Annotated in this window: 15 protein-coding genes; all 15 read left to right on the forward strand. The window is 73.4% G+C overall.

The window, feature by feature from the left end; translation table 11 throughout:
* Positions 1-21: 21 nt before the first annotated feature.
* A complete protein-coding gene (locus tag AB0F58_RS22765; protein WP_357146268.1) occupies positions 22-870 on the forward strand; it encodes a hypothetical protein in 849 nt (282 codons plus the stop codon).
* A gap of 470 nt (positions 871-1340) precedes the next feature.
* Positions 1341-2753 carry a family 16 glycosylhydrolase gene (locus tag AB0F58_RS22770; RefSeq protein WP_357146271.1) on the forward strand — a complete coding sequence of 471 codons (1413 nt, stop codon included), beginning with the start codon at positions 1341-1343 and terminating at the stop codon, positions 2751-2753.
* A 159-nt stretch (positions 2754-2912) separates the two neighbouring features.
* Positions 2913-4187, forward strand: coding sequence for a hypothetical protein (locus AB0F58_RS22775; RefSeq protein ID WP_357146275.1), 1275 nt, complete (start codon positions 2913-2915; stop codon positions 4185-4187).
* Between the two features lie 505 nt (positions 4188-4692).
* Positions 4693-5637, forward strand: coding sequence for a glycosyltransferase (locus tag AB0F58_RS22780; RefSeq protein ID WP_357146278.1), 945 nt, complete (start codon positions 4693-4695; stop codon positions 5635-5637).
* 185 nt (positions 5638-5822) lie between these two features.
* The gene (locus AB0F58_RS22785) at positions 5823-7718 is read left to right on the forward strand and encodes a delta-60 repeat domain-containing protein (protein WP_357146281.1); all 1896 of its coding nucleotides are present in this window, start codon (positions 5823-5825) and stop codon (positions 7716-7718) included.
* Positions 7719-7924: 206 nt separating this feature from the next.
* Positions 7925-9775 (forward strand): hypothetical protein, encoded by a 1851-nt coding sequence (locus AB0F58_RS22790; RefSeq protein WP_357146284.1) that lies wholly within the window; start codon positions 7925-7927, stop codon positions 9773-9775.
* Positions 9768-10706 (forward strand): glycosyltransferase family A protein, encoded by a 939-nt coding sequence (locus AB0F58_RS22795; RefSeq protein ID WP_357146287.1) that lies wholly within the window; start codon positions 9768-9770, stop codon positions 10704-10706. Before AB0F58_RS22790 ends, AB0F58_RS22795 begins: the two co-directional genes overlap by 8 nt.
* Positions 10699-12288, forward strand: a complete 1590-nt coding sequence (locus tag AB0F58_RS22800; protein ID WP_357146290.1) for a lipopolysaccharide biosynthesis protein — start codon at positions 10699-10701, stop codon at positions 12286-12288. Before AB0F58_RS22795 ends, AB0F58_RS22800 begins: the two co-directional genes overlap by 8 nt.
* Positions 12285-13178 (forward strand): sulfotransferase domain-containing protein, encoded by an 894-nt coding sequence (locus tag AB0F58_RS22805; RefSeq protein WP_357146293.1) that lies wholly within the window; start codon positions 12285-12287, stop codon positions 13176-13178. The genes AB0F58_RS22800 and AB0F58_RS22805 overlap by 4 nt, the downstream gene beginning before the upstream one ends.
* An 88-nt stretch (positions 13179-13266) precedes the next feature.
* Positions 13267-13437, forward strand: a complete 171-nt coding sequence (locus AB0F58_RS22810) for a hypothetical protein (RefSeq protein WP_357146296.1) — start codon at positions 13267-13269, stop codon at positions 13435-13437.
* Positions 13434-14765, forward strand: coding sequence for a hypothetical protein (locus tag AB0F58_RS22815; protein ID WP_357146299.1), 1332 nt, complete (start codon positions 13434-13436; stop codon positions 14763-14765). Before AB0F58_RS22810 ends, AB0F58_RS22815 begins: the two co-directional genes overlap by 4 nt.
* 465 nt (positions 14766-15230) lie before the next feature.
* The gene (locus AB0F58_RS22820; RefSeq protein WP_357146302.1) at positions 15231-17690 is read left to right on the forward strand and encodes a glycosyltransferase; all 2460 of its coding nucleotides are present in this window, start codon (positions 15231-15233) and stop codon (positions 17688-17690) included.
* The gene (locus AB0F58_RS22825) at positions 17687-19468 is read left to right on the forward strand and encodes a glycosyltransferase family 39 protein (protein ID WP_357146304.1); all 1782 of its coding nucleotides are present in this window, start codon (positions 17687-17689) and stop codon (positions 19466-19468) included. Before AB0F58_RS22820 ends, AB0F58_RS22825 begins: the two co-directional genes overlap by 4 nt.
* Positions 19465-20961: an alkaline phosphatase family protein gene (locus AB0F58_RS22830; RefSeq protein WP_357146306.1), complete on the forward strand. Its 1497-nt coding sequence runs from the start codon at positions 19465-19467 to the stop codon at positions 20959-20961. The genes AB0F58_RS22825 and AB0F58_RS22830 overlap by 4 nt, the downstream gene beginning before the upstream one ends.
* Positions 20958-23459 (forward strand): endo-1,3-alpha-glucanase family glycosylhydrolase, encoded by a 2502-nt coding sequence (locus AB0F58_RS22835; protein WP_357146309.1) that lies wholly within the window; start codon positions 20958-20960, stop codon positions 23457-23459. Before AB0F58_RS22830 ends, AB0F58_RS22835 begins: the two co-directional genes overlap by 4 nt.
* Positions 23460-23528: the final 69 nt, after the last annotated feature.

The following is a 23528-nucleotide window of genomic DNA, read 5'->3' on the forward strand; positions in this document are numbered from 1 at the left end:
TCTTCCAGCATGGAGGAGTCCATGAACAACAACGGGTATCAGTCGTCCGGGTACGAGGCCTCGCAGAGCTCGAACTACCCGTCGTCCTCGTCGTCCTCGTCCGGCCGGACCAGCCCCGGCCCGGGTGACCAGATCCAGGTGGACTGGCCGCAGGGCGGCACCAGCTACCACATGCTCGACAACCAGAACCGCCTGATGACGTACGCGCAGCAGAGCGGACGGTGGGTCCGCGAGAACGACGACAGCGTCGCCGCCGCGCTGGCGGCGTTCGCCTCCCCGGTGGCCCAGGGCGGGGCGGGCCTCGCCTCCAGCGGGGTGGGGACCGGCGTGGGTGTCGCGCTGGCCGCCGCTCCGGGCGTGTACAAGGTCGGCGCCTCGGCCGTCCAGGCGCTCCGGGACTCGAGCGTGAGCTGGGAACGGGTCCTGGGCGCGGCGGCCGGCGCGCTCCAGGCGGGCGGCGCGATCGCCTGGGGGGTCGGCACCGCGGGTGCCGCCTCCACCACCACCCGGGACGCGGGGGCCATCGCGCACGGCGTCGGCGCGGGCGCGATGGCCCTGCACAGCTGGTACTACGGCAACAACCAGCAGCGCCCGGTCCAGAACGACGTGGAGTCGCAGTACTCGTACAGCTACCCGACCAACCCGTCGAACACGACGGTCAGCAACCTCAGCTCGCCGTACGGCGCCTCGGGATACCAGGCCTCCGGGTCCCAGACGTCGGGTCAGAGCTCCGGCTACTCGTACGGTTACTCGGCCAGCCAGTCCGGCAACCCGTCGTCCGGTCAGCTCAGCAACCCGTCGGCGTCGAGCGGGTCGACGCAGAGCTTCCACACGGCGCAGAGCGGCCAGTCGGGAGTGCGGCGGCGGTAGTACGCCGCTCGGAGCGCCGGTCCCGGCGCGGGGTTCCGCGCCGGGACCGGTGACCGGGTACGCCCTCGACCACTCCGGCCACGCCTCCTGCGCCCGTCCGCCGGGCGAACCCCGGAACGGACCCTGACGCAGGCCAGCACGCTGACCCGCCCGTGCCCGTAGCCACCCGTCGTACCGGCACCCGGCCAGCAACTCGCTCGGCAGGGCGATCGTGGCGGCCGGCTTCAGGGCCAGTGGCGCCGATCTGACTGCCGAGCGGAGGACGCCGGTCCGCAGGTAGCGTTGGCCGTGCCGGCGGGTCGAGTCTTAGCGGAGGGTAAAGTCGCGGTTCGGCCCTGGTTAATTCCCGACCACCTGGTTAGCGTGCAGCTACTTTTTGTCATTGACAGCCCGAGTACGACCGGTCACCGGGGAGTCTGATGTTACGACGAGGCTCAGCGATCGCGTTGGTGGCCGCAGGGACGACGGTGATGTTGGCCGTCTCCGTGCTGCCGCTGTTCGCCGACGAGAACACGTCGGTCACTGTGGGCGCGGTCGCGGACACCACCGCGACGCAGGTGGTCCAGGACGGCGACAACAGCGTCAAGACGACGCTGGCGAGCTGCCCACGGCTGTGCGACCGGAACCCGAACGGCCGCCGGGACGCGCTGTTGCAGTTCGACGTGACCGCGATCCCCAGTGGCGCCCGGGACGTCCGGGCCACCCTGCGGGTGCACGCCTGGGATCCGTTCCAGGCCAGGGTCTTCGCCCACTTCGCCGCCGGGTCGGCCACCTTCCCCGGCGACTGGGACGCGCGCCCCTCCCTCGGGCCGGCGCTGGACGGCGTCAACGAGGTCGACCGGGGGCACAACGAGTGGGACGTCAGCCGGGCGGTCACCGGCAACGGCTCCTACACGTTCGCGCTGACCCAGCAGGACCGCAACACCCGGATCTACTGGGCCTCCCGGGACAACTCCCGCTCCCAGATCCGTCCCGAGCTGGTGGTGACCTACAAGGGCGGCGGGAGCCGGCCGGTGCCGACGCCCTCCCGGACGACGGCCGCGCCGCAGCCGTCCCCGAGCCGGACGACGGCCAAGCCGACGCCGGCGCCGACCACGGCCAGGCCCACCCCGTCGGCCACCCCGAGCCGCCCCTCGCCGAGCCCGACGCAGACCCCGCCCGGCCAGGTGCCCGGCTGGCAGATGGTCTGGAACGACGAGTTCAACGGCGACTCGGTCAACCGTGCCAAGTGGAACCTGCGGACCGGTGAGGCGCGGGACATCGACAAGGGCTGCAACGTCGACAGCCCGGAGAACACCTTCGTCTCCGGCGGCGTGCTGACCCTGCGCGCACTGCGGCAGACCGCCCAGTGCAGCTCGCAGACCCGGCAGTACACCCAGAGCTACCTGGACACCATCGGCCGCCACTCGTGGACGTACGGCCGGTTCGAGATGCGGGCCGAGTCGCCCAACGGGCCGAACGACTCGCGGGGGCTCTGGCCGGCGTTCTGGCTGCGGCCGGAGGACGGTGGCCGGGGCGAGATCGACGTGGTGGAGCTGCCCGGCGGCAACCAGTACTACCGGGCTGCCACCCAGGCCATCTTCTACGACTACACCCCGGTCAAGCAGGACCAGCGGTGGACCTTCCCGGACGGCGGGTACCCCGGCGACGGGTTCCACACGTACACCACCGAGTGGGAGCCGGACGCGATCCGCTGGTACATCGACGGCCGCAAGGTGTACGAGCGCAACCGCGCCACGACGCCCTGGTTCGACGAGGTGTTCCACAAGCCGTACAACCTCCGGCTGAACTTCCAGGTCGGTGGCTGGCTCGGCGACCCGGACGGGGGCACGGTCTTCCCGGCCGACTTCCGGGTCGACTACATCCGCGTCTGGCAGCGCTAGCCACCCTCCTCCCCGGAGCGTCCTCCGTACCGCGCCGCACCCGCACCCGCACCGCGCCGCACCGCACCGCACTGCATCCGCGCCGCCCAGCGCCGCGCGCGTACCGCGCGGTGCGGTGCGGGCGGGGCGTCACCTATCGTGTGCGCGCGGACGTGGCGGGTGCGGGCGCGGACAGGGGGCGGCACGGTGGTGGCGGAGCGGCGGGACGGCGACCCCAGGGAGCGGCAGGACGGCATCGGGTGGGTCACCCGGGCGGTCTTCCCCGATCCCCGGCTGCGGTTGTCGGTCTCCCGGGAACAGTCCACCGCCACCCGGCGGGACGCGGCCGGCGCGGTGACCGTGCGGTACGCGGTGGTGCCGTCGGTGGAGCGGGCCCGGTTCCTCCTGCCGCTCGCCTCACGACGGGTCGGGGCGGCCTCGACCTGGGCGTACAACGCCCTGCGTCCGCCCCGGGTGCGGCTGAACCGCCTCGCGGTCGGCCTGCTGGCCGGGGTGGGGGCCACCGGGGCGGCGGGGATGCCCGTGCTGACCGTCTCGGTGCCGGCGGGGGTGGAACCGGCCGAGGTGCTCCTGGTCGACCATCTGGCCGGTGTGCTCGGTGGCCGGCTGCACGCCGCCATCGGTATCCGTCCGCCCGATCCGCACCACAAGCCGACCCTCCAGCTCTTCGACGACCGGGGACGCCCCCGGGGGTACGCGAAGATCGGCTGGAACGACGCGACCCGGTCCATGGTCCGGGCCGAGGCGGCGGCCCTGCGGGGCCTGCCGCGCGACGGTGGTGACCTGCCCGACGCGCCCCGGCTGCTGGGCGAGGTGGGCTGGGGTGACCTCGCGGTGACCGTGGTCGAACCGATGCCCGCCGGGGTGCGGGGCCTGCGCCGTCCGGAGGAGCCCCGGATCGCCGCGATGCTGGCGGTGGCCCGGCGCGGTGGCGCGCCCGGCCCGGTCCGGCCGTTGCGCGGCTCACCGTTCCTGGCCGACCTGACCGCCCGCGCGGCGGTGGCGGGTGGCCCGGTCCGGGACGCCGTGACCGCACTGGCGGCCCGGGACGGCGAGGTGGCCCTCGAGTTCGGCGACTGGCACGGCGACTGGGTGCCGTGGAACCTCGGCACCCACCGGGGCCGCCTGATCGCCTGGGACTGGGAGAACGGCGGCACCGACCGGCCGGTCGGCTTCGACCTCGCGCACCAGGGCTTCCAGACCGCGCTGTCGCTGGGCGGGCGGCCCGCCGCCGGGGCGGCGGAGCAGATGCGGGCCCTGCTCGACCGGCAGGGACCGGCCGTCGGGCTGGACGCCGCCGGCCGCCGGCTGGTGGGTGACGCTTATCTCATCGAACTCTGGCTGCGCACCGCGGAGCTGGCCGCGGGCGGTGGGGGCTGGAGTCCGAAGCTGCACCCGGCCCTGTTGGACCTGCTGGCCGCGCGGCTGCGGTAGGGCCGTAACCGGGCGGGAAACCGCTGTCCGCCCCGGTTTCGCATGTCCGGCCCCGGTCCGCCGGTCGGTCGACCGGCGGACGGGCGTGCCGTACGGACGGGTGGGGGCGGTTCGGCGGCCGTCCGGTCGAACCTCCACAATGCGAGGAATCGTCGGACCGTCCCTTCCGGGAGCGCGGGTATTCCTTTAATGTTTCACCGCTTGGTCGTTGTTCGCCGTGCCCCCGCACGTGGTGACCGGAAGGTCGGGACACCCGGGGCGCGGAGGGGACCGGAGCATCACCGGCCGCCGGCCGGGCTCGACCCGCGGATCCGTACGGCGGACGCCGGGCGAGTGCGCCCGGTGGTCGTGCCGTCGCTCCACGTTCCGACCATCCGGACCGGCCGAGACGTTCGTACCGTCCAGGAAGGACGCCCGTGGCGTTGACCCACCTCCGCACCGTCCGCGTGGTGCCCGTACCGGTGCCGCCGGTCGGGCCGGCGGTGACCGGCCGGGGTGGGCGTCGGTGACCACGCTCCTCGTCGCCTCCACCGGTGGTCACCTCGCCGAGCTGCACGACCTCGTGCCCCGGCTCGGTGTGCGGGACGACTGCGTCTGGGTGACCTTCGACTCCCCGCAGAGCCGTTCGTTGCTCGACGGCGCGGAGGTCATCCACGTCCCGCCGGCCACCAGCCGGGACCTGGTCGGCGCGGTACGGGACCTGGTGGCGGCCCGGCGGGTGCTGCGCGGCGGTCGGTTCAGTCGGGTGGTCAGCACCGGGGCCAGCGTCGCGGCGTCGTTCTTCCTGCCCGCCGTCCGGTCCGGCGTGGCCTGCCACTACATCGAGAGCGCCACCCGCACGACGGGACCGTCGCTCACCGGACGGATGGTGGCCCGACTGCCGGGGACCGGGCTCTACACCCAGTACCCCTCGTGGGCCGACGGTCGCTGGCGGTACGGCGGCTCGATCTTCGACGCGTACGTGCCCCGCGAGTCGTCCGCCACCCGCCCCGTCTCCCGGGTCGTCGTCACCCTCGGCACCCAGAAGTACGGGTTTCCCCGGCTGCTGGAACGGCTGACGCGGGTCATTCCCCCGTCGGCCGAGGTGCTGTGGCAGGTCGGGTCGACGCGGATCCCCCGGATGCCCGCCGACGCCCGCGCACAGGTGCCCTTCGCCGAGCTGCGGCAGGCGATGCGGGAGGCGGACGTGGTGGTCACCCACGCCGGGGTCGGCTCCGCGCTGACCGCGCTGCGGGCCGGCCAGCGCGCCATCTACGTGCCCCGTCGCCGGTGCCACGGCGAACACGTCGACGACCACCAGGTCGAGATGGCCCGGGAACTGGACCGCCGAGGACTCGTCCTGGCCCGTGAGGCGGACCAGGTCACCGAGCACGACCTCCTCCTGGCGACCCGGTGGACGGTCTCCGCCCGCAAGGAGGTGGAGCCGTTCCGATGGACGAACCAGACCTGATTCCCGAACGGTGCGCGACGGCCGAGTTACGGCACGTCCGGACCGGTCGGGTGATGTGCGCCGGCCACCGGCGCAGCAAGCTACGCCTGTATCACTTCATCCTTGGGGGCCGCCCAGTGTCACTCAGAACGTCAACCCGACCGGGCCGGAGATCGGCCGCGGTCCGCTGGCTCGCCGCGATCTCCGTGCCGGCACTGGTCGCCACGCTGGGGGTGGCGTCGTCGGTCGGGGCCGCCGACTTCACGCCGGTGGCCAGCACCCTCACCTCGCCGAACCCGGTGGACACCACCCCGCACGCGCAGAACGGCGACGTCAAGGCGTTCGCCGAGATCGGCGACACGGTCTACGCGGGCGGCAGCTTCACCTCGGTCAAGAGCCCCGGCGCGGCGACCTGGACGCCCCGCAACTACCTCTTCGCGTACGACCGGGCGACCGGCGCGCTGAAGGCCTCGTTCACGCCGGTGCTGGACGGCGCGGTGCACGCGCTGGCGGTCAACCCGGACGGCAAGCTGATCGTCGGCGGGAACTTCAAGAACGTGAACGGGGTGTCCCGGAAGAACCTCGTCGCCCTGGACCCGGCCACCGGCGCGACGGTGGGCTCCTGGGTGGGGCGCAGTGACGGCGGCCAGGTGCGGCGCACCATCGTCCGGGGCAACCACCTGTACGTCGCCGGCGCCTTCCACTGGATCAACGGCACCTCCCACTCGCTGCTGGCCCGGCTGAACGCCACCACCGGCGCGATCGACCCGACCTTCCAGGTCGACGCGTCGGTGGCCCGCACCAGCACCGAGCTGGTCTGGGGGCTGGACGTGTCGCCGGACGGCGGCACGCTGGTCGCGGTCGGCAACTTCACCCTGGTGAACGGGCTGTCCCGTAATCAGGTGGTGGTGGTCGAGCTGGCCGGCACCCCGACGGTCGCCGACTGGAGCACCCAGCGTTACGTGCACCCCTGCTCCAGCGCGAGCTTCCCGTTCTACGCCCGGGACGTCGACTTCTCCGACGACGGCAGCTACTTCGTGATCGTCGCGGACGGCGGCCGGGCGAGCGGGGCGTACTGCGACACGATCGCCCGCTTCGAGACGGACACCCGGGGCAGCGCGATCGACGGCACCTGGGTGAACCACACCGGTCACGACTCGGTGACCTCGGTCGAGGTGGCCGACAACGTGGTCTACGTCGGCGGGCACTTCCGCTGGCTGAACAACACCAACGGCAACGACGCGGCCGGCCCGGGGGCGATCAACCGGTTCGGCTACGGCGCGCTCGACCCGATCAACGGCATGCCGCTGGTCTGGAACCCGCAGCGCACCGGCGCTCCGGCGGGCACCACCAACTGGGGCCCGATCGTCTGGGAGCTGTGGCGGGGCAGCACCGGCATCCACGCCGGCTTCGACAACGACGGTGCCGGCGGCGAGTACCACGGCCGGATGGCGCTCTTCCCGCTGGCCGGCGGCCGGGTCACCCCGGCGGTGAACGCGCCGCAGACCGTTCCCGGGTACCTCTACGTCGGGGGCACCGACGGCCAGCTCACCAAGGTGGCCTTCAACGGCGCCGCGACGCTCGGCACGCCGACCGTGGTCAGCCAGCCGAACGTGACCGCGGCGGGCGCGGCGTTCGTCGTGCACAACCGGCTCTACTGGTCGAAGACGGACGCGACCGCCCCGGGCGGCAGCTACCTCGGGATCTCGGTGTTCAGCGGCGGTACGGTGGGCGCCCCCTGGGTCGGCAGCGGCTACAACGACTGGTTCAACCCGGCCATCATGAGCGGGGCGTTCTACCTGGACGGTCGGATGTACTACACCAAAGCCGGGCAGAACGTGCTGTACTACCGCTACCTGGAGCCGGACGGCTACACCGTCGGCGCCTCCGAGTTCACCGTCCCCAGCCAGGGCGTGACCTGGGGCACGGCCCGGGGACTGACCTGGGTCGACGGGCGGATCGTGTACGGCACGGCGCTCGGTGCCCTGTGGGCCGTGCCGTTCGACGGGGCGGCCGTGGACGGCTCCGCCGCGACCCAGCTCGACGGCGGCCTGCTCGGCACGAACTGGTCCAGCCGGACGCTGTTCTACGCCACGTCCTGACCCACCGACGCTCGACCGGTGCCCGGACGGCCGACCCCCGTGGTCGGCCGTCCGGGTGCCACGGGAGATTCGACTGAACTCCGGGTGACCGGGGGGAGGACCCGGGTGCGACCGTCGACGACAATAGGAGGACCGACCGTCCGCGAGTGTGGGTCGACCACCGGCACTCCGTACGCCCCCCGCCGCACCCCAAGAGGACCTGTCTGATGGACGCCACCGACGTCGCCCGACCACGCCCTGTGGGGCTGGCGGATCTCGCGCGAATCCCCCTACGTCGCTGGCGTACCGTGCTCGCCGCGGTGGGACTGCTGCTGCTCCTGGTCGTCGCCTACCTCGTCTTCGTGCCGGCCGTCTACACCGCGACGACCGTGGTCGTGGTCCGGCCGGTGGTCACCGACCCGTTCTCGCTGCCCGCCGGGGGCGCCGACCGGGCGGTCAACATGACCGCCGAGACCGGCATCGCCACCAGCAACGACGTCATCGACAGGGTGGCCCAGATCACCGGTCGGGACGTCGAGGGCGTGGGCAACGCGCTGAAGGTGGAGACCCCGGTCGGCGGTCAGCTGCTGCGGTTCAGCTACGCCGGGGAGAGCGAGCGGGAGGCGGTCGCGGGGGCGAACGGGGCGGCCGACACGTACCTCACCATCCGCAAGGGGATGTACGAGGACCAGCGCGCCGCCGTGCTCAAGTCGTACGACGAGACCATCTCGCTGGTGACCACGCAGCGGACCACCACCCAGCGGCAGTTGCCCTCCGAGGGCTCGAACACCGGCCCCCGGACCAGCGCCCTGCTCGACCAGATCCGGGCCCTGAACGACCAGTTGGCCCAGCTCGCCGAGCAGCGTTCCAAGATCGCCTCAGCGGACCTCAGCCCCGGTTCGGTCACCAGCGCCGCCCGCGAGCCGGTTCCCTCGAACCGGGACTCGGCCCCGGTCTTCGTCCTGGCCGGGCTGCTCGGCGGGGTGCTGCTCGGCGCGGTGCTGGCCTTCGTCCGGGAGGCGGTCGACCGTCGGGTGCGCTCGGCCAAGGAGGCGTCCGAGATCATCGGGGCGCCGCTGCTCGGCACGGTGCAGCGCGGCAAGGGCGACGCCGCCACGTCCGACATGCGCTACCTCGCCCTGGCGCTGAACCAGTGGATCGAGCGGCCGAAACCGGTCCCGCTGGTGGTGCTCTCCAGCGACGAGGACGAGGGCCGGGCCCAGGTGAGCGCGGGGCTCGCCGCCGTCCTGGCCGAGGCCGGGCACGAGGTGCGGCTGGGCAGTTCCCCGGAGAGCCTGGAGCAGATCCGGCCGGTCCTGCTCGCCGCCCAGCGGCGCGTCCCACCGGCGGTCACCGCCCCCCGGCCCCAACTCGCCAACCCCGTCCCCGCGCCCGCGGCGAAGCCCGCCGTCGAGCTGATCCCGAAGCCCCGCCCCGCCGCCGAGGCCACCGAGCCGCCCCGGTCGATGGACGACACCGTGCAGATCACGGCGGTGCGCTCGCCCCGACCGGCGGGCGGTGCCGGCGCCGCGAGCGGGCCGGACGACACCGTGCAGATCACGCCGGTGCGCTCGGCCCGGACGACGGGCGCTGCTCCGGCGACGGGCAACTCCGACGACACGGTGCTGATCACCCCGGTCCGCAAGCCCCGGCCCAGCCCGGGACCGGAGAGCAAGAACGGTGCCGTGTACCGGTCCGGCATCGCGAACGAGCCACCGAAGCCGCCCACGCCGGCGGCGGCGTCCGGCTCGGCCAGCGTTCCGGCCTCCGCGCCGGCCACGCCGGTCGCCCCGACCGGCCCGGCCGCCACCGACGACCGGACGGTCCGCATCGGCACCGGCGTCGTCCGGCTGATCCGGGACCTCGACTCCGGCGACGACCGGGGGCTGGTCCTGCTCGACGCCCCGGCCGCGACCCGCGACGACCGTGGCGTGCGGATCGCCCGAGCCGGCTTCGCGGTGCTGGTCGCCGCCCGGGACCGGACCCGGACCGCGCACCTGCACCGGGTGGTCGATCGGCTCCGCGCCGCCGGGGTGAACCCGGTCGGCTTCGTTCTGACGAGGGATGGACGTGACTGAGCTGGCACCGACCGACCAGACGTACCCGCGGGTGACCGCGGTGATCGCCACCCGGGACCGGCCGGGCCTGTTGGAGCGGGCCGTGCAGGCGGTGCTGGACCAGGACTACCCGGGTGAGATCGAGTGCGTGGTGGTCTACGACCACTGCGACATCCGACCGCTGGAGGTCCGGGTGCCGGAGCGCGGGCGGACGTTGAGCTACGTGAACAACAGCCACCGGCAGGGGCTGCCCGGCGGGCGCAACACCGGCGCGGACGTGGCCACCGGCGAGCTGATCGCCTTCTGCGACGACGACGACCTCTGGCTACCCGCCCGGTTGACCCGGCAGGTCGAGCTGCTGCGGAGGCGGCCCGACGCGGCGGCGGCGAGCTGCGGCATCCGGTTGCAGGGGCCGGGCATCGCCAAGGACCGCCAGCTCGACGCCGACGAGGTCACCCTGGACGACTTCCTCGCCGACCGGGTGATGGAGGTGCACTCCAGCACGATGCTGGTCCGCCGGTCCACCTGGGACGCGATCGGCCCGGTGGACGAGGAGATCCCCGGCGGCTACGGCGAGGACTACGAGTGGCTGTTGCGGGTCGCCGCCCACGGTCCGGTGGTGATCGCTCCCGAGGTGCTGGTGGTGGTCGACTGGCACGGCGGCTCGTTCTTCTTCGGGCGCTGGGCGGTCATCGTCGAGGCGTCCCGCTACCTGCTCGCCAAGCACCCCGAGCTGGCCCGTAGCCGGACCGGCCTGGCCCGGATCCACGGCCAGATCGCCTTCGCGCTGGCCTCCGGGCACCGGCGCGGAGAGGCGTTGCGCGAGCTGGCCCGGGTGGTCCGGCTCAACCCGGTCGAGAAGCGGGTCCTGGTGACCCTGCCGGTGGCGTTGGGCCTGGTCTCCGGGGAGCGGGTGCTGAGCCTGGCGCAGCGGCGGGGGCGGGGTGTCTGACCGTACCGACCGGGCCGGCGCCGGGGGAGAGGTCCGGCGCGGCACCCGCAACGGCGCGGTCGGGTTGGCCGGAGCAGCCGTCAACGGGCTGCTCGGCTTCGTACTGACCCTGGTCATCGTGCGGGGCTTCGGGCCGGCCGGTTCCGGGGCGGTCTTCACCGCGATCGGCGTCGTCACGATCGTCGGCGTGCTCTGTTGCGCGGGCGCGGACACCGCCCTGGTCTGGGCACTGCCCCGGCGACGGCTGGGCCCCCGGGGGGACGCCGCCCGGCTGCTCCCGGTCGCGCTGGTGCCCACCCTGCTCGGGTCGGCCGTGGTCGCCGTGGGCGGGGTGGCCCTGGCCGGGCCGCTGGCCCCGGTGCTGTTCGACCGCCCCGGTGGCGACGGGCCGGCGCTGCTGCGGCTGGCGTTCGCCACCCTGCCGCTGACCGTGGCGATGACGGTGCTGGTCGCCGCGGTACGTGCGGTCCGTCCGGTGACCGCCGTGGTGGCCGTCCAGTACGTGCTGGTGCCGTTGGCCCGGCCACTGCTGGTGGCGGCGGCGGTGGTCGGCGGTGCCGGGGTGGTGCTCGCCTTCGGCGGCTGGCTGTTCCCGGCCGCCCTGGCGGTGCTGGCCTGCGCGGTGCTGCTGCTCGGTCCGCTCGGTCTGACCTCGGGTGCGGTGCTGCGTCCGGAGCGCGCCGACTGGCGGACGTTCTGGGGCTTCGCGCTGCCCCGCGCCGGGTCGGCGGCCATCGACGCGAGCAGCATGTGGCTCAGCGTGCTGCTCACCTCGGCGCTGGCCGGTCAGGCGGACGCCGGTGTGCTCGGCGGGGTCGGCCGCTACGTGCTCGCCGGGCTGCTGGTCATGCAGGGGCTGCGGGTGGCGGTCGCGCCGCAGCTGTCCCGCCTGCTCGGGCAGGGCCGGACGGTCGAGGCCGCCGAGGTCTACCGCCGTACCACGATGATGATCATCGTGCTCTCCTGGCCGGCGTACCTGCTCCTCGGCTTTTTCGCCCCGGGCTTCCTGAGCCTGTTCGGGCCGGAGTTCGGCGCGGGCGCGACCGCGATGACCGTGCTGGCCGGCGCGATGATGGTCAACTCCGGGGTCGGGATCGTGCAGACCATGCTGCTGATGAGCGGCAACAGCGGCCGGCACCTGGCGGCGGCGGCCACCGGTCTGGTGCTCAACGTCGGTCTCGCCCTGGTCCTGGTGCCCCGGCACGGTGTGCTGGGCGCGGCGGTCGCCTGGACGGTCGGGATCGTGGTGGAGAACCTGCTCGCCGCCCGCGCCGCCCGCGCCGCGATCGGTCAGCCACTGCTCACCGGCGCGCTGCTGAAGGCCGGGGCGGTGGCCGGCGCGGGCACCCTGGTGCTCGCCACCGTCGGCGCGGCACTGGCCGGCCGGGGCGTCGCCGGGCTGGTGCTGACCGTGCTGCTGCTGGCGGCCGGGTGCGCCCTGCTGCTGCTCGACCGAAGGGTCCGGCGGGTGGTCCGGGCGGCTGCGGCGACGCTGCGGCCGACCCCCCGGGACCGGCCGGACGAGGGTTCACCCGACCGGACGGCCGTGGCCGGAACCGGCGCGACGAGAGGGACGCGATGACGATCCGGGACCGGGCCAAGAGCGTGCTGCCCACGGGGATGCGGACGGCGGTCCGCGGCTCGCTGGTGCGTTACGGCGAGTGGACCAGCGACCAGCGTCCGCTGCCGGACTTCCTGATCGCCGGCACCAAGCGGGGCGGGACCACCTCGCTCTGGCGGTACCTGCTGGAGCACCCCCTGGTGCCCCGGCTCTTCCCGGCGTGGAACACCAAGACCTCGCACTACTTCGAGGAGAACTGGGGTAGGGGCGAGACCTGGTACCGCTCGCACTTCCCGACCGAGCGGCAGCGCCGGGCGCTGGAACGCAAGCACGGCGGGCCGACCCGGGTGGGGGAGGCCGCGCCGCTGTACATGTTCCACCCGCTCGCCCCGCAGCGGGTCACCGACCTGCTCCCCTCGGTACGGCTGATCTTCCTGCTCCGCGACCCGGTGGAGCGGGCGTACTCGCACTGGAAGGAGCGGCGCACCGAGGGGAAGGAGCCGCTGGAGTTCGCCGAGGCGCTGGCGCGGGAGGAGGAGCGGACGGCCGGCGAGCGGGAGCGGCTCGTCGCGGACCCGACCTACTTCAGCGAGGCGTACGACTGGTACACCTACCGGGCCCGGGGTCGCTACCTGGAGCACCTCGAACCCTGGCTGTCCCGGTTCGACCGGGAGCAGCTGCTGTTCCTGCCCAGCGAGACGCTGTACCGGGAGCCGGCCGCGACGTACGCCCGGGTGCTGGACTTCCTCGGCCTGCCGCCGCACCAGCTCGCCCGCTTCGAGGTGTTCAACGACCGGCGCAGCAGCGCGATGGACCCGGTGCTCCGGACGGAGCTGGCCGCGTACTTCGCGCCGTACAACGACGCGCTCGCCGCGCGGCTGGGCACGGAGTTCGACTGGTCGCGCCCCTGACGGTGGCGGAGCAGCCGGGACGGCGGGCGGAGTGGCCGGGACGGCGCGCCGTCCCGTAAAACGGGCATAAGCCGTCTAAATTGGGCGAATGCCTCGCCGTCTGGTCGTGGTCGTCACCGTGGTGCTGACCATGCTGCTTCCCGTCGTCCTGTCCACCCCGGCGCGATCCGCGCCGGTCGGGGCCGTCGCGCCCTCGCCGACCGGCCCCGACCGGCCCGCGTCCCCCGTCGGCCCGGCCGGGCCCGGGGTGCTCCGGTGAACGACTTCGCGCTCGCCGCCACGCCCGGCTCGATGACCGTCACCGCCGGCCATCCGGCCCGGCTCACCGTCGCCACCACGGTCACCTCGGGGGCGTCCCAGCCGGTCGCCCTCCGGGTCGCCGACCTGCCCGCCGGGGCCACCGCCGAGTCCACCCCGGCCGTCGTCACGGCCGGCGCGTCGGCCCGGCTGACCCTGCACACCTCGATCTCCACCCGTCCCGGCACCTTCACCCTGACCATCGAGGGCCGGGGCGCCTCGGTGACCCGTCAGGTGGAGGTGCGGCTGGTCGTCCGCGCCGCGCCGGTCGTCCGGGCCGCCTTCTACTACCCGTGGTTCCCCGAGGCGTGGAAGCAGCAGGGGCTCGACCCGTTCACCAACTACCAGCCCGCCCGGGGTTTCTACTCGATCGACGAGAGCACCGTCCGGGAGCAGGTCGCCGAGATGCGCCAGGGCTGGATCACCGTGGGGATCGCCTCCTGGTTCGGCCGGGGCACCACCACCGACCGGCACTGGCCGGCGATGATGGCCGGCGCGCGCGACACCGGCTTCGCCTGGGCCCCCTACTACGAGCCGGAGGGCGTCACCGAGGTGAGCGTCGAGCGGATCGTCGAGGACCTGCACTACCTGCGGACCACCTACGGCGGCGCGCGCTCTCCGCTGGCCGTCCTGCCCGGTCGGGGCATGGTGGTCTTCGTCTACAACGCCAACGACGGCAGCACCGCCCGGGGCTGCGCCACCGTGGAGCGCTGGAACCAGGCCCGGGACCTGCTGGCCCAGCGGTACGGCGAGAGCGTCTACGTCAACCTGAAGGTCTTCCCGGGCTTCCGTACCTGCCCCGGCACCCCCCGGATCGACGGGTGGCACCAGTACGCTCCGGCGAGCGCCGAGAGCGACTTCAGCACCGCCCCCGGCGAGGGCACGTTCGCCGTCTCGCCCGGCTTCTGGAAGGCCGGTCTGGCGTACGGGCAGGAGCCCTTCCTCGCCCGGGACCGGGACCGTTGGTGGGCCAACCTGGCCCGGATGAACGCCTCCAGCGCGCGGTGGCAGCTGGTGACCACCTGGAACGAGTGGGGTGAGGGCACCTCGATCGAGGCCTCCGCCGGGTGCCGCGCCCCGGCCCCGGCGGGCACCTGGTGCGACTGGCGCGGCGACGAGGTCTCCGATCTGGTCGCGGACCTGCGCGACCTGCCGCCCCCCGGTGCGCCCGCCCCGCCACCCGCTGCCGCGCCCCCGGCGGCCCGGCGCCCCGCCGACGGGTCGCCCGAACCGGTCCGCCCGCCCGCCGGTTCCGCCGACGGGCCGTCAGCCGGTCCGCCCGTCCGGTGACCCGACCGTGACGCCGGTGGTGTTCGACTGACCGCCGGACGCCGCCTGTCGGGTGCAGTTTCCCGGCCGGTCCGGCGGTGTCGGGCGGTCGGTCAAACGGTCGGGAAACCGCCGGAAAAGAGAATGGTGCTCGCGTCCGGAAATTCCATCATCGAGGTGTGGAGGTGCTGTTCAATAATTGTTTCCTTTGGTGGGGTCTATCTGATCTCCGTAGCGCTTGAGCTGGGGAAACGATCAGAAGAACATGAACTCGTCGCGACGGAAAGCGCCTGCCCGCATGTCGCGTTGCCGACTGTTGCCGTAATGGACGTGCCCGGTTCACCGCTCGTACGCTTCCGCTGCCCGGGCCATTAACCGGCGGGTGTGGCGCAGTCTCGTTCTTTCTCGAAAGAGAATTCCTCACATGCTGCCCGCCGGTCGGACGAATGGCTCGATGAGCGATCGGTTCGACCGTGAGGGGTTGGCATGACCAGAGCCGTACTCGGCCCGGCCAGCAGGCAGACGCCAGAGAGTTCCGCGGCGGTGCCGCAGGACCTCGGGAGATCGGCCGGTGATCGGCCACCCCGGCTCAGCGTCGTGGTGCCCACCCGCAACGAGGCGGAGAACGTGCCACTGCTGATCGCCCGGCTCGGTCCACTGCTCGCCCCGCTCGACGCGGAGATCCTGGTGGTCGACGACAGCGACGACGACACCCCCGCCGTGCTCGCCCGCGCCGCGTTCGACGCCCCGCTACCGGTACGCCTGCTGCACCGCCCCGCGCCCATGCGGACCGGCGGTCTCAGCGGGGCGGTGCTCCTCGGGGCCGGGCATGCCCGGGGCGAGTGGATCCTGGTCATGGACGCCGACCTCCAGCACCCGCCGGCCACCGCCGCGATGCTCGCCGCCGTCGCCATGCGCCACGACGTAGACGTGGTGATCGGCACCCGGTACGCCGGCAACGGCTCCCGCGAGGGACTGGACGGCCCGGCGCGGGAGGCCACCTCCTCCTGGGCGACCCGGCTGGTCAAGAGTCTCTTCCCCGGTCGGCTGGCCACCGTCAGCGACCCGATGAGCGGCCTGTTCGCGGTCCGCCGGGCCGCGATCCGGCTGGACCGGATGAACCCGGTCGGCTTCAAGGTCCTGCTGGAGCTGCTGGTCCGCCACCCGGGGGCCCGGGTCGCCGAGGTCGGGTACGAGATGGCGACCCGGCACGCCGGTCGGTCCAAGGCCACCCTCCGGGAGGGGCTGGCCTTCCTGCGCCACCTGACCCGGCTGCGCGGGCAGCGACTGATCGGCCAGATCCGCTCCGGCCCCCGTGCTCAGCGGGAGCGGCTGCGCGAGTTGGGCCGGCTGGTCGCCTTCGGCCTGGTCGGCCTCTCCGGCATGGTGGTCAACACCGCCGTGCTCTGGTTCTGCTACGAACCCGCCCAGCTGCACCACCTGCTCGGCGCGGCGGTCGCCACCCAGGTCTCCACCTCGTGGAACTTCCTGCTGGTCGACAACCTGATCTACCGGCGCAACCGGCGGGCCGGGCTGACCGCCCGCGCCACCCGCTTCTTCCTGCTCAACAACGTCCTGCTGCTGTTGCGCCTGCCGGTGCTCCAGGCGCTGGTCTGGGCGGGGGCCGGGGTGCTCGCCGCCAACGCGGTCACCCTGGGCGCCCTCTTCCTGGTCCGGTTCCTGGTCAACGACCGGGTCATCTACACCGGCGACGAGCGGGGGCGCCGCGACCCGGTCCGGATGCTGGTCGCCGTCGACGGCACGGAGACGCTGCCGACGCCGTCGCGCCGCCGGTACCAGTACCTCAAGTACCGGTACGACGTCGCCGGGGTGGTCACCATCGGCTCCCAGATCCGTCTGCCCGAGCTGGAGTTCTTCCGCGCGCAGTGGGTGGCCGGGGCCGACGTGGACATCGCCGTCCGGGTCGCCGACGTGGGCGGACGCGGCCCGCAGCGGCGCGCGGCGATGACCCAGTACGCCGACCGGTCGGTGCTGCGTTACGAGGAGCAGCTCGGCCGGCTGGGGGCCAACTTCCGCATCCAGCTCGGCCGGCCGATCGACATCCAGGTCGGTCCGCTGCTGGCCCGCTCCCCGCACGTGGTCTACACCAACGTCATCGAGGCGCTGCTGCGCTTCGTGATGGTGTCCCGGGGGCACATGCTGCTGCACTCCGCCTGCGTCACCCTCGACGGCGTCGGGGTGATGCTCTCGGCGCTCACCGACACCGGCAAGACCGCCACCGTGCTGCGGCTGCTCCGCGACCACGGCGGACTCTTCCTCTCCGACGACATGACGATCGTCCGGCCGGACGGCGTGGCGCTCTGCTTCCCCAAGCCACTGACCATCAGCGCGCACACGCTCCGCGCGGTGCAGGCGCAGGACCTCACCCCGCAGGAGTGGCGGCGGCTCCAGATCCAGAGCCGCCTGCACTCCCGGGGCGGCCGGTCGCTGGCGCTGGCACTGGCCCGCTTCAACCTGCCGATCATGGGCATCAACGCGCTCACCCAACTGCTCGTCCCACCGCCCAAGTACAGCGTCGACCGCCTGGTGCCGTGCCGGATGGGCACCAGCACCCGGGTGGAGGAGCTCTTCGTCATCGAGCGGGGCGCGCCCGGGATCAGCGACCTCGACCCCACGGAAACCCTGGAACGGATGATCGACAACACCGACGACGCGTACGGCTTCCCGCCGTTCCGCTACCTCGCCCCCTCCATCACCATCGACGGGCAGGGCTACAGCCAGCTCCGGCAACGGGAACGGGAGATCCTGGCCGGCTTCCTCTCCACGGTGCGCGGCCGGGTCGTCTCCTCGGACTGCTTCGGCTGGGCCGACGAGATCCCGCGCCTGCTCCGCGAGGAGCGGGGCGAGGCCCGCCGCGCGGCCGTACCGTCGCCGGTGTGGCCCCGGTGGGACGCCCACCTGGCCGGTGCCGGGGGCGCCGTGTGAGCGCCACCGGCACCTCTCCGACGACCCCACCCGGGCAGCGGGTCGGGACGCTGCCGGCACCGCGTACCGGCACCGAGCCGGTCGGTGCGGACCGACCGGCCACCGGTCACCGCGCCACCGTGCTCGGCGTGCTCACCGTGATCGCCGCGCTCGCCGCCGTGGTCCGGGCCTGGCAGCTCGACGCGCTCGGCTTCAACAGCGACGAGGCCGTGTACGCCGGGCAGGCCGCCTCGCTGGCCGGCAACCCCCGCTACGCCGACCTCTTCCCGGTCTTCCGGGCCCATCCGATGCTCTTCCAGGCGCTGCTGTCGCCGTTCTTCCGGGTCGGCGAGGCGGACGTCGCCGGCCGGGTGGTGGTGGTCGTCCTCGGCGTCGCCACCGTGCTCGCGGTCTACCCGCTCGGCGCCCGCCTCTACGGCCGGCGGGTGGGGCTGGTCGCCGCGCTCCTGCTGGCGGTCATGCCGTACCACGTGGTGGTCACCCGTCAGGTCCTCCTCGACGGGCCGATGGTCCTCTTCGCCACGCTGACCCTCTACTGCCTGGTCCGGTTCGTCCAGGGACAGCGGCTGGTCTGGTACCTGGCCACCGCCGCGATGCTCGGCCTGACCATGCTGACCAAGGAAACCAGCGTCGTCCTCGCCGGTGGCGTCTACGCCTTCCTCGCGTTGACCCCGATGGTGCGCCGGCCGGTCCGGGCCACACTGGTCGCGCTGCCGGTGCTCGCCGCGATCTTCGCGGTGCACCCGCTCTCCCAGGCGCTCGCCGGCCGCAGCAGCACCGGCCGCAACTACCTGGTCTGGCAGCTCTTCCGTCGCCCGAATCACCCGATGGACTTCTATCTGGACAACGTCCCGGCGGCGGTGGGGCCGCTCGTGCTGGCGGTGGCGCTCGGTGGCCTCTGGTGGGCGCGCCGACGCCGGTCCTGGCGGGAGACCCTGCTGCTGGCCTGGATCGCCGTACCCGTGGTGTTCTTCACGCTCTGGCCGGTCAAGGGCTTCCAGTACCTGCTGCCCGTCGCGGTGCCGGTGGTGCTGCTCGCCGCCCGTGCGCTGGTGACGCTGCCGGTGCCCACCCGGCTGCCCGCCCTCCGGGCGTGGCCCCGCCGCGCCCGCCCGGCGACCCCGATCGGGCAGCCGTCCGCCGGGCAGCCGCCGGAGTCGTCCGCCGGGCACGGCACGCCGGGCACGGCCGGTCCTCCGCCCGCCGGGGGCGGTGCGCCGAACGGCACGCCCGAGCCGTCGTCCACCGGTGTCGACCGGCCGGGTACGCCGGCCCGTCGCCTGGTCCCGGCGGTCCGGCTGGCGGCCGTCGCGGTGGTCGCGGTCAGCCTCCTCTGGCCCTCGTGGAACACCGTCAACCACGCCGGCCGGAGCACCTTCCTCGCCGGCTCCGGTGGGGTGCCCGGGGGCCGCGAGGCCGGCCGCTGGCTGGCGGCCAACACCCCGGAGGGCTCGGTCATCCTGACCGTCGGCCCGTCGATGGCGAACATCGTCCGCTACTACGGCAGCCGGCGGAGCTACGGGTTGTCGGTGAGCCCGAACCCGTTGCACCGCAATCCGTCCTACACACCCCTGCTCAACCCGGACGCGTCGATGCGCGCCAACGACCTGCACTACGTCGTCTGGGACTCGTTCTCCGCCCGACGGTCGACGTACTTCTCCGAGCGGCTGCTGACCCTGGTCCGGCGGTACCACGGCCGGGTGGTGCACACCGAGTACGTCGACGGCCCCGACCGGACCCCGGTTCCCGTGATCATGATCTACGAGGTGCGTCCATGACCGACTCCCACCGTCCCCGGGCTCCGCGTGGCGCCCTGCGCCGGCCGCTCGGCGCGGCCCTCGCCCTGCTGCTCGCCGCCGCCGCGCCGATCGCCGCCGTACCGGCCGCCGCGTCGGCCGGTGCTCCCACCGGGGTCGTGCCGGCCGGTGTCTCCGCCCCCGTGCCGGTCGGTGCCTCCGCCGTCGGGGCGGCCGGTGTCTCCGCCGCCGGGGCGGTTGGGCCGACGTCCGTCGCCCCGCCCGGACAGCCCGCGACCAGCACGCCGATCCGGCACTTCGTCTACCTCATGCAGGAGAACCACACCTTCGACAACTACTTCGGCACCCGGCCCGGGGTGGACGGCATCCCGGAGGGCGTCTGCATGCCGGTCAAGCGCGGCCAGCCCGAGCCCTGTGTCGAGCCGTTCCACATCGGTGACCGGGGCGCGATCGACCTGGACCACTCGGCCGAGGCGTTCCGCACCCAGTACAACGGCGGGAAGATGGACGGCTTCGTCGAGGGGGTGAGCAAGCAGGGCAAGGACGGCACGATGGCGATGGCCTACTACGACGACCGGGAGATGCCCTACTACTGGAACGTCGCCGACGAGTACGTCATCTTCGACCGCTTCTTCAGCTCGTCGAACTCGGGCAGCATCCGCAACCACATGTTCCGGGTCACCGGCGGTCCGGGCGCGTACGGCGAGGCGGAGACCATCCCGACGACCGGCTGGGGGGACATCCCCACCATCTTCGACCGGCTGGAGGAGGCCGGAGTCTCCTGGAAGTTCTACGTGCAGAACTACGACCCGACGATCACCTTCCGGACCCGTATCGCCGAGGAGGAGATCGACCGGGGAGCGCAGGTGATCTGGGTGCCGCTGCTGGCGTACGCCCGCTACATCGACGACCCGAAACTGTCCAGCAAGATCGTCGACCTGGACGAGTACTACGAGGACGCCGCGAAGGGCGAACTGCCGGCGGTGGCGTTCGTGGCCCCGGCCGGCAACAGCGAACACCCGCCGGGCAACATCCGGGCCGGACAGACCCTGGTCCGTTCGCTGCTGACCCAGCTGATGCGATCGCCGGCCTGGGAGTCCTCGGCGTTCTTCTGGTCCTACGACGACTGGGGCGGCTGGTACGACCACGTCACCCCGCCGCAGGTCGACAAGTACGGCTACGGCTTCCGGGTGCCGGCCCTGATGGTCAGCCCGTACGCCCGCCGCGGCCACGTGGAGTCCACCACTCTCGACTTCGCGTCGGTGCTCAAGTTCATCCAGGCCAACTGGGGACTGCCGGCGCTGGCCGACCGGGACCGGAAGGCGGCGAACTTCCTCGGCGCGTTCGACTTCGAGTCGCCACCCCGCCCGGCGGTGCTGCTCGACACGGAACGGAAGCCGGCCGTGGTCCAGCGGCCCCGGCCGGAACCCGTCTACACCTCGTACGCCGTCGCGGTGGCCCTGGTCGGGGCGCTGGTCGCCACGGCCGCGCTGCGGGGACGGAGGTCGCGGTGAACGGGCCGCTCAGCCGCCTGCTCCTGCCGCTGGTCGTGGTGGCGACCCTGCTGGCACTCACCCCGGTCGCCGCCCTGGCCGACGGCCCCGCCTCCCGCCGGCCGGGCGTCCTGCGGATGCAGACCGTGCCGCCGCTGGCCGGCGTCCAGGTCACCGTCGACGGCACCACCGTGCGCTCCGACCGCCACGGGCGGATCGCCGTCCGGGTGCGGAACTTCCTCGGCCTCGCCGACCGGATCGTGGTCGCCTCGGCGGCGGTCGGCCCCGACCGGCGGGTGGTCTTCGACCGCTTCCGGGGCAGCCCGGACGCCGGGGTGCGCCGGATCGTCGAGGTCGGGCTGCGGACCGTCCGGCGGGTCTCGTGGAGTTTCGTCGAGCGGCTCGGTGCTCCGGTGCCGGCCGACCGGATCACCACGATGCGGCTGCGCAGCAGCACCGGGGAGATCCACGAGCTGAGCGGAGCGGACCTGGTCCGGCCCCGCTGGGTCGCCGAGAGCCGTACCCAGCAGGGCCCGCGCGGACTGGCGTCGAAGCAGCTCTACTACGTGGTGGACAGCGTGGTGGTGGACGGCACCTCGGTGGTCAACCGGGCCGCACAGCGGTTCGTGCCCTGGGACCGGCAGGAGTGGGTCATCGAGCTGCTGTTCTTCAAGGTCACGTTCAGCGCGACGGACATGATCTTCAGTCGCCGGGCCGGGGACGGCGTCATGCTGACCCGGGCGGACGGTCGGGCCGAGCAGCTCGGCTTCACCGCCGACGGCACGGTACTCGTCCCCGACCTGCCCCGGGGCACCTACGAGGTGAAGGTGGCCGGGGGCGGCGTCTCCTTCGGACGCCCGGTCAGCATCAGCCGCGACCAGCAGGTGGTACTCAGCGTGATCAGTCCCCTCGACCTGAGCCTGGTGATCCTCGGCGTGCTGGCCGTGGCGCTCGGCCTGATCCTGGTCGGCCGACCGCACCTGGGCCGGGCACTCCTGCGGTGGCGTCGCCCGTCCTGGCTCCGCCTTCCCACGCGCCGGCCCGCAGTGGCTCCCGGCTCCGGCACCCCGGCGCAGCCGGTCCCGGCCCCGACGTCGCCCGGCACGGGCGAACAGCCGGTCCCGGTATCGGCCGGCGGGTCCGAGCAGCCGGTCCCGGTGTCGGCCGGCGCGGGCGTGCCCGACCCGCCGGTTACCGAACCGGCGGCACCGGCGACCCGTCCGCAGGTGGTGCACGGCGCGTCGCCCGCTCCGGCGGGACGGGCGGCCCGCCGCAGCGACGGACGCCGTGGCGCCGCCGTCGCGGTCGCGGCGTTGCTGACCCTGCTGGCTCCGCTGCCGGTCGCCGACCGGCCGGCCTCCGCTGCCGCGCCGGCGTGGCAGGCTCCGGCCGGCCCGCCGGACGCCGCGCCCCCGTGGGTGGTCGCCCCGCCGCACGCCGCCGCCGCGCCGACTCCCGCCGGGACGTCCGCCCCGGTACCGGTGCTCGCGTACTACTACATCTGGTTCAACCCGACCTCGTGGAACCGGGCCAAGACCGACTACCCGTTGCTCGGGCGGTACTCCAGCGACGACACCGAGATCCTGCGCCGGCACGTCCGGATGGCCAAGGCCGCCGGCATCGACGGATTCCTGGTCTCCTGGAAGCACACCCCGCAGCTCGACGCGCGGCTCGCCGCGCTGGTCGACGTGGCGCGGCGGGAGAACTTCAAGCTCGGCATCGTCTACCAGGGGCTCGACTTCGGTCGTGACCCGTTGCCCCTGCCGACGGTCCGCGCCGACCTGGGGCACTTCGCCGACCGGTACGCCACCGAGCCGGTGTTCGACATCTTCGGCCGGCCGGTGGTGGTCTGGACGGGCAGCGAGAAGTTCACCGCCGAGCAGATCGACGACACCGTCGGGGCGGCCCGCAGCCACCTGCTCGTGCTCGGCAACGCCAAGAACGTCGACACGGTGGCCGACACCCGGGGCGTGCTGGACGGTCAGGCGTACTACTGGTCCTCCGCCGACCCCGTCGAGGAGAAGACCGACCGGAAGCTGACCGCCATGTCGGAGGCGGTCAAACGTACCGGCGGACTCTGGATCGCCCCGGTCGCGCCCGGCTTCGACGCGCGCATGATCGGCGGCCGGCGGGACGTGGACCGGCGCGACGGTGCCACGCTGCGCGCCTCGTTCGCCGCCGCCCGCCGCTCCGTGCCGGACGCCCTCGGCGTGATCAGCTGGAACGAGTTCAGCGAGAACACGCACATCGAACCGAGCGAACGGCACGGCGAGACGTACCTCGACGTCCTCGCCGACCTGCTCGGCCGTGCCGTCGACCACGACGTGCTGCTGGAGAGCCACGCCACCTCGAACGAGAAACCGTGGGGGCTGCCCGCCTGGGCGGCCCTGCTCTCCACCGTCGCGGTGGCGGCCGTACCGCCCTTCTGGCTGGTGTACCGCCGACGCCGGGCCCGTTCCGCGGTCACCCCACCGACCCAGCGGGGCGCCGCCCCGCAGGTGGATCCAGTGGACCTCTGAGGCCAGGACGACCAGTCCTGGCTGGGTTCGGCCGAGGGCACCGACCGGGCCATGTCGATCACGCTGGAC

This window comes from Micromonospora sp. NPDC023956, from assembly GCF_040639195.1.
Classification (GTDB): domain Bacteria; phylum Actinomycetota; class Actinomycetes; order Mycobacteriales; family Micromonosporaceae; genus Micromonospora.

Coding starts and splice junctions, on each gene's coding strand:
- AB0F58_RS22765 (WP_357146268.1), top strand. CDS start 22: ATGAACAACAACGGGTATCAGTCGTCCGGGTACGAGGCCTCGCAGAGC.
- AB0F58_RS22770 (WP_357146271.1), top strand. CDS start 1,341: ATGTTGGCCGTCTCCGTGCTGCCGCTGTTCGCCGACGAGAACACGTCG.
- AB0F58_RS22790 (WP_357146284.1), top strand. CDS start 7,925: ATGGACGCCACCGACGTCGCCCGACCACGCCCTGTGGGGCTGGCGGAT.
- AB0F58_RS22805 (WP_357146293.1), top strand. CDS start 12,285: ATGACGATCCGGGACCGGGCCAAGAGCGTGCTGCCCACGGGGATGCGG.
- AB0F58_RS22810 (WP_357146296.1), top strand. CDS start 13,267: ATGCCTCGCCGTCTGGTCGTGGTCGTCACCGTGGTGCTGACCATGCTG.
- AB0F58_RS22820 (WP_357146302.1), top strand. CDS start 15,231: ATGACCAGAGCCGTACTCGGCCCGGCCAGCAGGCAGACGCCAGAGAGT.
- AB0F58_RS22830 (WP_357146306.1), top strand. CDS start 19,465: ATGACCGACTCCCACCGTCCCCGGGCTCCGCGTGGCGCCCTGCGCCGG.